Origin of the sequence: Vreelandella glaciei (assembly GCF_013415125.1) — a bacterium.
Taxonomy (GTDB): Bacteria; Pseudomonadota; Gammaproteobacteria; order Pseudomonadales; family Halomonadaceae; genus Vreelandella; species Vreelandella glaciei.
In genome coordinates, this window is sequence record NZ_JACCDE010000018.1 from 45,562 (window position 1) to 59,944 (window position 14,383).

Consider the following 14,383-nt stretch of genomic DNA (forward strand, 5'->3'; position numbering starts at 1 on the left):
ATTGGCAGCGTCAGAAAGGTTGGCAAAAGTGCCGGTGCATATCATTACCGGCTTTCTCGGCAGCGGCAAAACCACGCTTATCCACAGCCTAATCGAGCAAAAGCCTGTGGATGAAACCTGGGCCATTCTGGTCAACGAGTTTGGTCAAATCGGCATCGATCAGGCCATGTTTGACGCGCGTGACGATGTGGTGGTGAAAGGCCTGCCCGGCGGCTGCCTGTGCTGCCAGCTCGCCTTTGTACTGCAGGCGGCGCTGGTGAATTTACTCGCGCGCAGCAAGCCTGATCGCGTCATCATCGAGCCCTCAGGCCTTGGCCACCCGGCAGGCCTGCTGGATCTACTGCGTGGCGAAGCCTTTCTTGAGGTGGTCGAGGTACGCGATATTATTGCCACCCTCGACCCACGTCGCCTGGACGATCCTCGTGCACGCCAGCACGACACCTTCCGCGACCAGCTCGATATGGCCGACGCCGTAGCGCTCACCATGCTCGACCAGAGCACGCCCGAACAGCTCAGCGCCGCCCACACCTTTGTGGCGCAGCGCTGGCCGCCGCGTAAATGGGTGCAGGAAGCCCCGCAAGGCGAACTACCGATAGCGCTGTTGACTCAAAGCGGAAGCGCCGAAGCAAGCGATATCAGTGTGCCCACCAGCCATCAACAGCTGGCGGCAGCGCCCAGCATAGCCGGGTCGTTTTTTGATTTTCCGCCCCCGCCTGGCCAGCCCCAACGTGAGACCGGCACCTCGCTGGGCTACACCAGCACGGGGTTACGTTGGCACCCAAGCGAGCGCTTCGATCTGGATAACTTGGCCGCCTGTTTGGGAGAGCTACCCAGCGAGGCGCGCATTAAAGGCGTGTTTCATACCAACAGCGGCTGGAAACGCCTTAACCGCGCCGGAGGTACGCTCAGCGTTGAAAGCAGCGCGTGGCGGCAAGACTCCCGGCTGGAAGTTATCCTTCCCGATACGACCCCCGCTCCCGATAACAATATAGAGGGCCGGCTCCGCTTGCTGACGCTGGATTAATCGCCCGTAACCAATTTTTCAATGGCCTCTACGGTGACCGGACGCCCAAACAGATAACCTTGATACGCGTGGCAGTCGTGCGCCAGTAGCCACGCCTGCTGCGCTTTGATCTCTACCCCTTCCGCAATAACCTCTAGATTGAGGCTCTCAGCCAGGGCAATGGTACTCTCGACAATCGCCGCGTTGGCTTGGCTTTCGAGCACCTGCTGCACAAAGGATTGGTCGATTTTTAGCTGATCCAGCGGCGGTTGCGCTAAATAAGCCAGGGAAGAGTAGCCGGTGCCGAAATCATCCAGAGAGAAACGTACGCCGCGCGCTTTAAGGGCAAGCATTTTATCCCGAGCGTCATCTCGCGCTTCCACGCCAGTGATCTTGCCGTGGTGATCCACCTGGGGCTGGTAATAGAGCTGCCACTGTTGACTTGACTGCGCCTGACGCAGATCCACCTCTAATTTCACATGGGCCAACTTTTTGACCAGTAAAGCGGCGTCACCAACTCCAGCTGCTGGCTATGCTGAAAGACTTTAAAAAACACGTCTCGCTGATATTTATATCGGCAGCCTGACCGGCTCTACTGCTGGCTAGCAAGCGTCCTGTCGAATCAAATAGCCCTATCTAATCAACCATAGGTAGGTATGAGGCGAGGTTTCCCAGCAAGCGTTGTAATAACTGAGTATTGTCGTTATCAGATATCTCTTGTAACGCCAATATTTCGGTTAGCCCAAAAAGAGCTTGTCCACTTTAGTGCAAAAATCCCTTTTGCCCACTCGGTCACTACATTGGCCCGCGCGGTAATGCGGGATTCAGCAGCTTTAATTTCCTGCTGATACTGTTTATTAAGTAACCAATCAAACAGTGCCACCATGACCAAAATTGACAGCACATAGAGCGTAAATACGCTGCGCCGCTGTTGGCGGTAAGTGTTTGGTGCTTTAAGAACATCATCATATACATCAGTGGCAGTGACGGACATCGCGCAGAGGCCTTATCCAGGCATCCCCTGAGGGCACCTGATACAGTGTAAAAATAACTAGAAACGATACACCTCACGCGCTCACACGTGGTTTACCTCGATAGTGCCGCGGTGCTTTTATGATGTATATCAGTTTTTATCGCAGGTAATACGTTAAAAAGCGTGACCTTAACCGTTGATTGTCTACATACCAAGGATTTGTCATGGCATCGCTGGGCCAAATGAGTGATTACGAGATACGTCTAGTCCGTATTTTTAAGACAGTGGTTGAATGCGGCGGCTTTACGGCTGCAGAAACGACGCTCGGTATCAGCCGCTCAGCGATTAGCCAACACATGAATGATTTGGAGGGAAGGCTGGGCTTTTCACTCTGCCAGCGGGGGCGCGGAGGGTTTAGCTTAACGGAGGAAGGTAAAGAGATTTATCAAGCGGGACTAACGCTACTAACGGCGCTGGAAACCTTCAAAAGTGATGTAAATGCCCTGCATCAAACGATTAAAGGTGAGCTGAATATCGGTATTACCGATAACTTGGTGACACTACCCGCCATGCATGTCACCAACGCGCTGGCTGAACTTAGCGCGCCGGAAAATGAAGTAATGCTGCATATCCATATGGAGCCTTCGGATGCCGTCATTCGAGGCGTGATGGACGGCCACTTGCATGTCGGTGTAGTACCCGCAGTCAACCTACCGACCAGTTTAGAAAACCGACACCTTTACGACGAGCCTTCTTACCTTTACTGCGCAGCGGGTCATCCACTGTTTCATCAGCATGACGATACGCTTAGTACTGAGGATATCGCCCAACACTTCGCTATTTCGCCTCGCTATCCGCTACCGTTCGAGGCACGCCAAGCCCATGATGCTCTCTCGCTTCGCGCTTCGGCCTCTGATCGGGAAGGCGCAGCATTTTTAATTCTGACCGGGCGTTTTATCGGCTTTCTTCCAGAGCACGTGGCCGAACAGTGGGTCGCGGCAGGCAAAATGCGCTCTCTGCTGAGTGCTACACAACACTATCGCATTCCCTTTGTGCTGATCACTCGCCACGACCGCCGCCCCAACCGAGTGGTGGATGCGTTTTTGAATTTAATTAAAAGCAGCTAAGGTAAAAAACCCGGCACGATAAAGCCGGGTTTAAACGGCTTAACGCTGCTCGGTTGCTTCGCTGGCCATGATGGGCTCGGGCCCCGCCTGAGGCGATGACGCCAACACCTGGCTTGCAACAAAATAAACAATGGCCCCCAGCGCCGAGCCGGTAAACCAGCCGTAGTCGTAGAACCAGTTCATCGTCCCTGTCACCAATGAAATTAAGGTGAGTAGTACCGGCACGCCAAAGGCGATAAAACCAGCCATGTTCACCGCAGGGTAGGCATGGTTATCCATATACAGGCTCGGTATATCGAGGCGCTGCTTTTTAATCAGAAAATAATCGACCGCCATAATGCCTGCGATAGGGCCAAGCAGGCTTGAGTACCCGAGCAGCCAGTTCGAATACATCTGTTCAAGTGACACGCCTGGAGGAATGACCCCCGCTTTTTGTAAAAGATCGTAGCCCATCAGCAGCACGCCCACCGCACCGGTCATCAGCACACCGCGGGTCTGATTGATCAATTTGGGCGCAATATTCTGAAAGTCGTTGGTAGGCGAAACAATATTCGACGCCGTATTGGTCGAAATGGTGGCGATAATGATCAACAGCATCGCCATGACTACCCAGAAGGGACTGTCGATATAGCCAATCAACCGCACCGGGTCAGCAACGGTTTGCCCCACCAGCGTCTCAGACGCCGCGGTCAATACAACGCCGAGCGCGGCAAAGAAGAACATCGTCAACGGCAGCCCGATGATCTGGCCAGCAATCTGGTCTTTCTGGCTTTTAGCAAAGCGGCTGAAGTCAGGGATATTAAGTGACAACGTGGCCCAAAAGCCCACCATGGCGGTTAAGCCAGCAAAGAAGTAGCCATACACCGGCGCTCCTTCAGGACGCGACGGCGGTTGTGCCAACAGCTCGGTCATTGACATGTTCGGCCACGCCCACATCATCAACCCGACGCCCACCGCCAACAGTAACGGCGCGGCTAACGTTTCCAACCACTTAATCGATTCGGCCCCACGAATCACTACGTAGAGATTCATTGCCCCGAACACAAAAAAGCCAATCACCTCCCCCACACCGCCAAGCGCCGCCCAGGCGGGAATCAACTCAGACAACAGTAAATGAATCGCCAACCCGCCAAACATAGTCTGAATACCGAACCAGCCGCAGCCCACCAATGCCCTCACCAGGCAAGGCACATTGGACCCTAAGATACCGAAGGATGAACGTAAAACGACAGGAAAAGGAATGCCAAATTTAGTGCCAGGAAAAGCGTTTAAGGTCAGCGGAATCAGCACAATGATATTCGCCAATAGAATGGCAAACAGCGCCTCTCCAACGCTTAGACCAAAATAAGCGGTCAATACGCCGCCTAGCGTATAGGTAGGCACACAAATCGACATACCCACCCATAGCGCTGCGATATTCCACTTACTCCAAGTGCGTTCACTGGCTTGGGTGGGAGCAATATCTTTGTTAAAGCGTGAACTGCTGCGTACATCGTTGCCTACATCAAGTTCAATCAGCCCGTCTCTATCCACCATCTGAGAGGTTGTTCCCGTCATTTTATCTATCCTCTGCAATGCGTTACCCAGTCACGCTCTCTTAAGGACCTTCACGGTCAGTGGAGCTTCTAAACAGAATCAAAAGCAATAAACGTGCCTACTTATAAAAGTAGAGGCATTAACTCATTGATTAAAAAGCTGCCTTACTGGACAACAATATTATTGTTAGCTGGTTAACTTTATCGATCATACTCCCAAAACAAAAATCGATTCAACAAAACTAGGTCAAAAAAAATATTTGCACCAACTTTAAACGTAATAATTTTCAAATGACCGCCAATATTACTATTAAGTACATGATTTACAATAATTAGTTAAAAAACCCAAAACAGTGCACTGGCTCACCAAAAGAGTGAATAAACTTTTTAAAAATAATAAAAACAAACAAACTCAACAGGTTAAATGAAAATTAAAAAACATAAGGTACAAACTTGATAAAACTACCCAACCAGCGATACTTTCAACAAAAGCTGTCTTATTTGTCAGCTTTATTAATTGTTTCTCCACACCCCATAGCCAAGCGCTTTAAACCAACAATCAGAGTGAGCGTCTCATGCAGAAGATGAAAATCGGCCTGATACAAATGGGTCTCAAAACCAGCACCGATCTTGAACCTGACGCTATTCGCGACGCCATGAACGAAGCCCACCTGCCGATGATTCAACAAGCGGCTGACCAGGGTGTGCAGGTGCTGTGCTTCCAGGAAGTTTTTAACCAACCCTACTTTTGCCCCAGCCAGGATGGCAAATGGTACGCCGCCGCCGAGCGAGTCCCCGAAGGCCCCACTTGCCAATTGATGCAGAAGCTCGCCGCGCAGCACCGTATGGTCATCATCGTTCCCATCTATGAAGAGACCGAAACCGGTGTTTACTACAATACCGCGGCCGTGTTCGACGCCGATGGCAGCTATCTGGGCAAGTATCACAAAACTCATATTCCCCAAGTGGCCGGTTTTTGGGAGAAATTCTTCTTTAAACCGGGCAACTCCAACTGGCCAGTCTTCGATACCGCCTACGGCAAAATCGGCGTGTATATCTGTTACGACCGCCACTTCCCCGAAGGCTGGCGGGCCCTGGCGCTCAACGGCGCCGAGGTGATCTTCAACCCCTCCGCCACCGTTGCAGGGCTGTCTCAGTATTTATGGGAGCTGGAACAACCCGCTTCAGCCGCCGCCAACGGCTGCTTTATCGCCGCAATCAACCGCGTGGGCACCGAGGCACCCTGGAATATCGGCGACTTCTACGGCTCCAGCTACATCGTTAACCCGCGCGGCAAGATCGAAGCCCAGGCCAGCGACACCGACGATGAACTGCTGGTGCATGAGATTGATTTGGATATGGTGCGCGAGGTGCGTAACAACTGGCAGTTTTTCCGCGACCGCCGCCCAGAGACCTACACCCGCCTAACCGATGGCGAATAAGCCCCCTCAAACAATTATCTAAGGAGCGAACCATGAGCTTATTGATCAAGGGCGGCACCGTTGTCACCCACGCGGATACCTACCGCGCCGATGTGCTGTGTGTAGACGGTAAAATCCACGCCATTGGTACCGATTTAGCTATCCCCGACGATTGCGAGATCGTCGATGCCAGCGACCAGCTGGTAATGCCCGGCGGCATCGACCCGCATACTCATATGCAGATGCCGTTTATGGGCGCGGTGGCCAGTGAGGATTTTTATACCGGCACCGCCGCGGCCATGGCGGGCGGCACCACGACCATTATTGATTTTGTGATTCCCAGCCCCGGCCAGTCGCTGCTGGAAGCCTTTGAAACCTGGCAGGGCTGGGCAGAAAAAGCCGCCACTGATTTCGCCTTCCACGTGGCGGTCACCTGGTGGGACGAGAGCGTCAAAGAGGAGATGGGCACACTAGTGCGGGAACACGGGGTCAACAGCTTCAAGCACTTTATGGCCTACAAAGGCGCCATCATGGCCACCGATGATATTTTGGTGGAAAGTTTTTCGCGCTGCCTAGAGCTAGGCGCAATCCCCACGGTACACGCTGAAAACGGCGAGCTGGTGTACCACATGCAGCAAAAGCTGCTCGCCCAGGGTATTACCGGCCCAGAAGCCCACCCGCTTTCCCGCCCGCCCCAGGTAGAAGGCGAAGCGGCCAGCCGGGCGATTCGCATTGCCAGCACGTTAGGCGCACCGGTGTACTTGGTACACGTGTCGACTAAAGACGCCGTGGATGAAATTGCCTACGCCCGCCAGCAAGGCCACCCGGTATTTGGCGAATGCTTGGCGGGTCACTTGGTGATTGATGACAGCGTTTATCAACACCCTGACTGGGCAACGGCGGCGGCCCACGTGATGAGCCCTCCTTTCCGACCCAAAGGCCATCAAGAAGCGCTGTGGCATGGCCTGCAATCCGGAAATTTACAAACCACTGCCACCGACCACTGCTGCTTCTGTGAAGAGCAGAAAGCCGCCGGTAAAGATGACTTTACCAAGATCCCCAACGGCACTGCGGGTGTGGAAGATCGCCTCGCCGTGCTATGGGACGAAGGCGTGAATACCGGCAAGCTCTCGCCCCAGGAGTTTGTCGCCGTCACTTCCACCAATACCGCCAAGATCTTCAACCTCTACCCGCGCAAAGGGGCAATTCAGGTGGGATCGGATGCCGACATCGTGGTCTGGGACCCTAACGGCACCCGCACCATTTCCGCTAAAACCCACCATCAGAACGTCGACTTCAATATCTTCGAGGGCAAAACGGTGCGCGGCATAGCACGCCATACGGTTAGCCAGGGCAAGTGGACGTGGCGCGACGGCGAGCTGCACGCCGAGCGTGGCGCGGGCCGCTACCTAAAACGCCCCGCCTACCCTGGCGTATTCGAGTTACTCGCCAAACGTGCCGAGCTGAATGCGCCAATGGCCGTTAAGCGCTAACCCCGGCCTTCATAAGAACAGAGCAATGGAGAAACGACCGTGACCCATTCACTTGATCACCTACCCAGCGCAAAAGAGGTCGGCACCTACGACCCAGCGACGTTGGCACATAATTTCAGCGACCTTCATCCACCGCTGACGCCGCGTCAGGCCATCATCGAAAGCCAGCGCTGCCTCTACTGTTATGACGCGCCCTGCGTCGAGGCCTGCCCGTCGGACATTGATATCCCGAGCTTTATTCGCCAAATCAGTGATAGCAACATCAACGGAGCAGCGCAAACCATTCTGGAAGCCAATATCCTGGGCGGCAGCTGCGCCCGGGTTTGCCCCACCGAAATCCTCTGCGAGCGCAGCTGCGTGCGCAACCACGACACCGAGTGCCAGCCAGTGCTGATCGGCCTGTTACAGCGTCACGCCACCGACCATATGCAGTTCGATGGCCATCCGTTCAAACGCGCTGCCAGCACTGGCCGCCACATCGCCGTGGTCGGCGCCGGGCCTGCCGGGCTCTCCTGCGCCCATCGCCTGGCGATGCTGGGCCATCAGGTAACGATTTTTGAAGCTGAGCAAAAGCCCGGCGGGCTCAACGAGTACGGCATCGCCCGCTATAAAATGACCGACGACTTTGCCCGCAAAGAGGTCGAGTTTTTACTGGAGATCGGAGGCATCGACATCCAGTACGGGCAGCGCCTAGGCGATCACCTCACCCTCGATACGCTGCGCCAGCAGTACGACAGCGTTTTCCTAGGCCTGGGGCTCGGTGCCAGCCGCGCGTTAGGGCTCACAGGAGAAGACGCCCCTGGCCTGATGCCCGCAGTGGATTACATTAAAACCCTGCGTCAAAGCGATGACCTGGGCAGCCTAGCCGTGGCGAAACGCTGCATTGTGATTGGCGCAGGCAATACCGCGATCGACATGGCGACCCAAATGGCACGCTTGGGGGCAACGGAGGTTACGCTGGTCTACCGCCGGGGCATCGAGTCGATGTCCGCCACCGGCCACGAACAGGAGATCGCCAAGGCCAACGGCGTGCGCATGATCACCTGGGCACAGCCCGACGAGATTCTGCTGGATAATCAGGGCCGTGTGGCAAGCATGCGCTTTGCCAAGACCGCCGATCAAGCAGGACGATTAACCACCAGTGGGGAAACCTTCGAGATTACCGCCGACGCCATTTTTACCGCTATCGGCCAAAGCTTCGAGGGCGAAAGCCTCCGCGATACTACTGCCGCCGAGCTTGCTCGCGACGGCGAACGCATTCACGTCGATGAGATGTTCCAGACGTCACTACCCAATGTTTACGCTGGCGGCGACTGCGTAAAACCCGGTCAGGATCTCACCGTACAAGCCGTGCAACACGGCAAGTTGGCGGCCCACGCCATTCATCAAGCGCTCGCCGCTAAGCAGGAGGCCGCATGAACACGACACCTTTTACTCCCCTCTCTTTTCCAGGCAAGAAAAACAGTGGCGACAGTGTCGTCAACGGCGTTGATCTATCGGTTAACTTTGCCGGTATTAAAGCCCCTAACCCGTTCTGGCTGGCCTCCGCACCGCCCACCGATAAAGCCTACAACGTGGTGCGCGCTTATGAGGCCGGCTGGGGCGGCGTGGTTTGGAAAACCCTCGGTGAAGAGCCACCGGCGGTCAACGTCTCTTCCCGCTATTCGGCCCACTACGGCAAAAACCGCGAAGTGATCGGCTTTAACAATATCGAGCTGATTACCGACCGCTCGCTTGCGATCAACCTTCAAGAGATCACCCAGGTGAAGAAGGATTGGCCCGACCGCGCGCTGATCGTCTCCATCATGGTGCCCTGCAACGAGGAGGCCTGGGCGTATATTCTGCCCCTGGTGGAAGCCACTGGCGCGGACGGCATCGAGCTCAACCTGGGCTGCCCCCACGGCATGCCGGAGCGCGGCATGGGGGCAGCAGTGGGTCAAAACCCTGATCTGATCGAAAAAGTCACCTACTGGTGCAAAAAGCACTACTCCAAGCCAGTGATCGTGAAACTGACGCCCAATATCACTGATATCCGCGTAGGCGCCCAGGCAGCACTACGGGGTGGCGCCGATGCGGTCTCGTTGATCAACACCATCAACTCGATCACCAGTATCGACCTGGATAATATGGTTGCCAAGCCCACGGTGGGCCATCAAAGCACCCACGGCGGCTACTGCGGCAGTGCGGTGAAGCCCATTGCGATGAATATGGTGGCGGAAATAGCCCGCGACCCGGCGACACCAACGCTGCCAATTTCCGGTATTGGCGGCATCTCCACCTGGCGGGATGCGGCGGAGTTTATCGCACTCGGTTCCGGCAGTGTGCAGGTGTGCACCGCGGCAATGCTCAACGGGTTTCGGATTGTGGAAGAGATGAAAGATGGTCTTTCCCGTTGGATGGCGGAAAAAGACTACAACTCCATTGAGGCGTTTTCCCGCAAGGCGATACCGCAAACCACCGACTGGAAACACCTGGATATCAACTTCAAGACCATCGCCAAAATCGATCAGGATTTGTGTATTGAGTGTGGCCGCTGCTATATCGCCTGCGAGGACACGTCCCACCAGTCGATTGCCAAGCTCACCGAGCAGGACGGCGCGCGCCGCTATGAGGTGATTGAAGAGGAGTGTGTAGGCTGCAACCTGTGCCAGATCACCTGCCCGGTGGAAAACTGCATCACGATGGTACCGCAAGAAACTGGCCAACCCTTCTTGGCCTGGGATAACGACCCGCGCAATCCTTTCCGGGTCGCTTCTTAAGCACGCTCTTCAACAGCTGCTAGTGCTACCCGCCGCCCTCAATTTTTGAGGGCGGTCGCGTTTTCTGCAACATGTTGTTCCGACACCGAGTAGCGACAAGAGACCACTTCCTTGAGAAAATGAGAAATTATCGCATATAAAATATTTTCTCATAAAAGGAATACCAATGAAGTTCGCTATCACTACCGCCGCTCTACTCTTAGCAACTGCCAGCGCTAGCGCGGACGCCGACCAGCGTATCGCCACCTTCGATTTAGGCAGCTTGGATACACTCGACGCGCTCGGCTTGAGCACGAAAGTGGTGGGTGTACCTAAAGCCAGCTTGCCAAACTACTTAGAGCAGTACGCAGCAGATAACTACACTGATATTGGCGGGCTGCGCTCGCCGGATATGGCCGCCATCGAAGCAAGTGCGCCTAGCCTAATTTTATACACTGGTCGCCAGGGTGACTGGGAAGCAGAACTCGGCGACATCGCCCCGCTGCTCAACACCAGCCTACAGGGTGACGACTATCTGACTGCTTTTAACGCCAATGTGCGCGAACTGGCAAGCCGTTTAGAGGCGGAAAGCGAAGCTGAGGAGGCGCTTAAAGCGCTGCATGCTGAGATAGAAACTCAGCGCGAAGGGCTAAGCGATGCTCCCCGCACGCTGGTAGTAACCCATAATGGCGGTAACCTGATGCTTAATCAGCACCCGGTCGTGTACGACGTGCTGGGTGTAGACGCACTAGAAATGCCGGATAGCGTCACCAGCGAAGTCCGTGGCACCCGCACTTTTACGCCGCTTTCTGCTGATGCCATTGCCGACATCAATCCAGACGTTGTGCTAGTGATCGACCGCAGCGCCGCCATTGGTGATGAACCTGCCAATGCGGAGGCCTTGACGCAAACGCTGTCAGACGCCGGCACCGACAATGCGCAGATTGTTATGCTAACACCTGCACTGTGGTATCTCTCCGGCGGCGGCCTACAGAGCCTTGCGCTGCAGGTCGAAGAAGTCGCTGCAGCGCTGAACTAATCTCTCGGCTAATCGGCATGTATCTTAATACGGTAAAGCACGCAGTAAACCACCGGCAGAACGACCAGAGTTAGCAGCGTGGCGACACCGAGGCCGCCAATCAGCGCCACCGCCATGCTGGCGAAGAAGGCATCACTGATCAGCGGAATCATCCCCAGCATGGTCGTGAGTGCGGCCATGGCTACCGGACGCACACGGCTGACGGCGGCTCGCACTACCGCGTGGTAGCGGTCTTGGTGCAGCGGCAGCTGCACGTTGATCTCCTCCACCAGCACGATGGCATTTTTGATCACCATACCGATCAAACTCAGCGTACCCAGCAGCGCCATAAACGAGAAGGGCATCCCGGTAACCAGCAACGCGCCCACGACGCCAATAATCGTTAGTGGTACCAGCGACCAAATGGCCAGCGGCTGGCGGAAGTTATTGAATAGCACCACGGTGAGAATAAACATCATCACTATGCCCAGCGGCAGTGAGGAAAATAGCCCACTCTGCGCTTCGCCAGCGGTCTCAAACTCACCGCCCCACTCCAACCGATAGCCTGAAGGTAGATCCAAGGCTTCCACCCTTGGGCGAATGTCGGCCAATACGCTGGCCGCGGTCACGCCGCTTAACGGGTCGGGCTCCCCGTACACCGCCAGCATACGTTCGCGATTGCGGCGCATAATCAGCGGATCTGCCACCTGTGTGGTGATATCGCTAATGACTTGATCGGCGGTAATGTAGCGGCTCTGCTCTGCACTCCATACGTTAAGTGAGCCAAGGTTATCCGCATCGTGGCGCTGCTCTGGAATCGATCGCGCCACTATCGGAATCAGGTCGCTGCCGTCACGGTAAACGCCCACCTGGCTGCCACTGGTGCTCAGCGCAAGGGTGCTGGCCAGGTCTTCGCGGGTCACGCCCAACCTACGTGCAGCATCTTCCATGAAGACCGGCTCAATGGTTTGCACGCGGTTACGCCAACTGGTGCGCACGCTGGTCATATGAGGCGTATCGCGGAACATCGCCTCAACCTGATCGCCCAACTGGCGTAGTACCGCTGGGTCGCTACCGTAGAAGCGCGCCTCTAGCTTGGCTTTCGGTGCGGGGCCGACTTCCAAAGGGGCGATTTTAAAGTCGATATCGCTGTGGTCGCGCTCAAGCACTTGCTCAACGTCGGCCATACGCGCTTGCTGGGTTGCTTTATCGTCGGTTTCGACAATTAGCTGCGCATAGCTTGCGTAGCGGTCTTCCGGTGAGTAGGTGAGAGTAAAGCGCTGCGCCCCACCGCCCACGGTGGTGGTCAGGTGGCGAACGCCCTCCATCGCCATTACGCTTTCTTCCAGTTCGCTAACGCGGCGTTGGGTTTCGAGAATATCGGTGCCTTCCGGCGTGCGGTAGTCGACAAAAAAGATCGGCGTATTAGAGGCCGGGAAGAAGGCATTTTTGACCGAACCAAAGCCGACTACCGCGCTGGCCAGTATTGCCACCATCACCGCTAAGGTTACCCAGCGCCAACGAATACCGGTGATAATGACGCGGCCTACAAAACGATATACCACGCCTTTATAGGGATCATCCTGTCCATCGCCAGGGGCAACGCTGCGGAAAAACAGCTTGAAGTAGAACGGTGTTAACGTCAGCGCCGTGACCCAACTCAGCAGCAGCGAGTAGAGCAGCACGAAAAATAGCGAGCCGATAAACTCACCGGTGGTGTCTGGCGATAAACCGATAGGCGCAAAGGCGGCAATCGCAATCAGCGTGGCCGCCAGCAACGGCCAGGCGTTTTGGCGAATCACTTGGTGCGCAGAATCACGAATAGTGCCGCCGCGCTTTAACCCCACCAGCATGCCTTCGGTGACCACAATGGCGTTGTCCACCAGCATGCCCAGAGCAATAATCAGCGCTCCCAGCGAGATTTTCTCCAGCTGCAAACCGTGAAAGCGCATCAGCATAAAGGTGCCGATAATGGTGATCAGCAGGATAAAGCCCATTAACAGACCGCTGCGCCAACCCATAAACAGCATCAGCACCACAATCACGATGGCTACCGCCTGGATCAAGCTGACCAGGAAACCGGATACCGCGTCATCGACCACCTGGGGCTGGTTGTAAACGACGTTCAACTCCATACCCAGTGGCGTGCGGGTTTGCAGTTCATCCAGACGCTGCTGTAGCCGTTCGCCCACTTCGACCACATTCACACCGCTTTCAAAGGAGACGCCCAGCGAGATGGCTGGCCTCCCCATATCGCGGTAAAGCTGCTGGGGCTGCTCCGCCAGCTCTCGGCTCACATCGGCAATATCGCTCAGCCGCACCAGCTCGCCGTCGCCCTCGCTGACAATCAGCGCGCGCAGATCGTCAATATCTGCCGCACTGCCCGTCGGCGTGATGCGGAAACGGCGGCCATCCTGTTTAAGATGCCCAGAATCCGCCACCGCATTTTGGGTATCCAGCAGCTGCTGTAGCCGGGTTAGCGGAATATTGAGTGCGCGCAGGCGTTCGCGATCAACTTCGATATAGATGCGCTCTTCGTGCTCACCGCTTAGTGACACCTTCGCGACGCCCTTCACCAAGGCGAGCTCGCGCTTGAGAAAATCAGCGTGGTCAGCCAGGTCTGGCATGCTATAGCCATCGCCCGTCAGGTTGACCATAAAACCAAATACATCGCCAAAGTCGTCATTAACGCGGGATTGACTCGCCCCTGGCGGAAGCGCGGCCTGGGCATCCTGCACTTTACGTCGCAGCGAATCCCATAATTGCTCCAACTCCTCGTTCTGCACCGTACTTTCGAGTTCAACGGTGATCTGCGACAGGCCATCAGAACTCACCGAGCTTACCCGCTTGATCGATGGCATCGACTGGATTGACTCTTCCAGGGTCGAAGTGACTTCCTGCTCGACCTCTTCAGGCGTCGCACCGGGGTACTGCGTGGTGATCAGCGCATTGCGGATGGTAAATTCGGGGAACTCCAGTTGCCCCATGCCCAAAAAAGACAACGCGCCGCCCGCCAGCAGCACCACGGTCATTAAATAGCTGGCCGCTCGGTGGCGTAGAAAGTAGTCGACCATT

10 protein-coding genes and 1 pseudogene are annotated in these 14,383 nt (G+C 55.6%); 7 read left to right on the forward strand and 4 right to left on the reverse strand.

Annotated features, from left to right (window positions below):
* The first annotated feature begins 1 nt into the window (after nucleotide 1).
* Nucleotides 2-1,024, forward strand: coding sequence for a CobW family GTP-binding protein (locus HZS80_RS13090; RefSeq protein WP_035561120.1), 1,023 nt, complete (start codon nucleotides 2-4; stop codon nucleotides 1,022-1,024).
* Here the strand turns inward: HZS80_RS13090 and HZS80_RS23540 are convergent.
* Together HZS80_RS23540 and HZS80_RS23545 are read right to left on the reverse strand one after the other, a co-directional pair.
* Nucleotides 1,021-1,386, reverse strand: a pseudogene (locus HZS80_RS23540) (EAL domain-containing protein); the annotation flags it as partial. The gene HZS80_RS13090 and the pseudogene HZS80_RS23540 sit on opposite strands and share 4 nt — an antisense overlap.
* A gap of 323 nt (nucleotides 1,387-1,709) precedes the next feature.
* Nucleotides 1,710-1,997, reverse strand: a complete 288-nt coding sequence (locus tag HZS80_RS23545) for a hypothetical protein (RefSeq protein WP_035561116.1) — start codon at nucleotides 1,995-1,997, stop codon at nucleotides 1,710-1,712.
* A 203-nt stretch (nucleotides 1,998-2,200) separates the two neighbouring features.
* On the opposite strand from HZS80_RS23545, the gene HZS80_RS13100 reads away from it, so the two are divergent.
* Nucleotides 2,201-3,103 (forward strand): LysR family transcriptional regulator, encoded by a 903-nt coding sequence (locus HZS80_RS13100; protein ID WP_035561112.1) that lies wholly within the window; start codon nucleotides 2,201-2,203, stop codon nucleotides 3,101-3,103.
* Nucleotides 3,104-3,142: 39 nt separating this feature from the next.
* On the opposite strand, the gene HZS80_RS13105 is transcribed toward HZS80_RS13100, so the two are convergent.
* The gene (locus HZS80_RS13105; RefSeq protein ID WP_035561110.1) at nucleotides 3,143-4,660 is read right to left on the reverse strand and encodes an NCS1 family nucleobase:cation symporter-1; all 1,518 of its coding nucleotides are present in this window, start codon (nucleotides 4,658-4,660) and stop codon (nucleotides 3,143-3,145) included.
* Between the two features lie 553 nt (nucleotides 4,661-5,213).
* On the opposite strand from HZS80_RS13105, the gene HZS80_RS13110 reads away from it, so the two are divergent.
* The 5 genes from HZS80_RS13110 (at nucleotide 5,214) to HZS80_RS13130 (ending at nucleotide 11,329) form a co-directional block, all read left to right on the forward strand.
* Nucleotides 5,214-6,080: a nitrilase-related carbon-nitrogen hydrolase gene (locus tag HZS80_RS13110; protein ID WP_035561107.1), complete on the forward strand. Its 867-nt coding sequence runs from the start codon at nucleotides 5,214-5,216 to the stop codon at nucleotides 6,078-6,080.
* 32 nt (nucleotides 6,081-6,112) lie between these two features.
* Nucleotides 6,113-7,552 (forward strand): dihydropyrimidinase, encoded by a 1,440-nt coding sequence (gene hydA, locus HZS80_RS13115; RefSeq protein ID WP_035561104.1) that lies wholly within the window; start codon nucleotides 6,113-6,115, stop codon nucleotides 7,550-7,552.
* A 39-nt stretch (nucleotides 7,553-7,591) separates the two neighbouring features.
* Nucleotides 7,592-8,971: an NAD(P)-dependent oxidoreductase gene (locus HZS80_RS13120; protein WP_035561102.1), complete on the forward strand. Its 1,380-nt coding sequence runs from the start codon at nucleotides 7,592-7,594 to the stop codon at nucleotides 8,969-8,971.
* Entirely contained in the window at nucleotides 8,968-10,311 is a 1,344-nt protein-coding gene (gene preA / locus HZS80_RS13125; RefSeq protein ID WP_035561099.1) for an NAD-dependent dihydropyrimidine dehydrogenase subunit PreA, read from the forward strand. Before HZS80_RS13120 ends, preA begins: the two co-directional genes overlap by 4 nt.
* Before the next feature lie 166 nt (nucleotides 10,312-10,477).
* Complete coding sequence (locus HZS80_RS13130) at nucleotides 10,478-11,329, forward strand: ABC transporter substrate-binding protein (protein ID WP_035561097.1); 852 nt, start codon at nucleotides 10,478-10,480, stop codon at nucleotides 11,327-11,329.
* An 8-nt stretch (nucleotides 11,330-11,337) separates the two neighbouring features.
* Here HZS80_RS13130 and HZS80_RS13135 read toward each other — a convergent pair whose 3' ends face one another.
* On the reverse strand, nucleotides 11,338-14,382 hold the full coding sequence (locus HZS80_RS13135) for an efflux RND transporter permease subunit (RefSeq protein ID WP_179916326.1): 3,045 nt from the start codon (nucleotides 14,380-14,382) through the stop codon (nucleotides 11,338-11,340).
* Nucleotide 14,383 lies beyond the last annotated feature (1 nt).

Coding starts and splice junctions, on each gene's coding strand:
- HZS80_RS23545 (WP_035561116.1), bottom strand. CDS start 1,997: ATGTCCGTCACTGCCACTGATGTATATGATGATGTTCTTAAAGCACCA.
- HZS80_RS13100 (WP_035561112.1), top strand. CDS start 2,201: ATGGCATCGCTGGGCCAAATGAGTGATTACGAGATACGTCTAGTCCGT.
- HZS80_RS13105 (WP_035561110.1), bottom strand. CDS start 4,660: ATGACGGGAACAACCTCTCAGATGGTGGATAGAGACGGGCTGATTGAA.
- HZS80_RS13110 (WP_035561107.1), top strand. CDS start 5,214: ATGCAGAAGATGAAAATCGGCCTGATACAAATGGGTCTCAAAACCAGC.
- hydA (WP_035561104.1), top strand. CDS start 6,113: ATGAGCTTATTGATCAAGGGCGGCACCGTTGTCACCCACGCGGATACC.
- preA (WP_035561099.1), top strand. CDS start 8,968: ATGAACACGACACCTTTTACTCCCCTCTCTTTTCCAGGCAAGAAAAAC.
- HZS80_RS13130 (WP_035561097.1), top strand. CDS start 10,478: ATGAAGTTCGCTATCACTACCGCCGCTCTACTCTTAGCAACTGCCAGC.
- HZS80_RS13135 (WP_179916326.1), bottom strand. CDS start 14,382: ATGGTCGACTACTTTCTACGCCACCGAGCGGCCAGCTATTTAATGACC.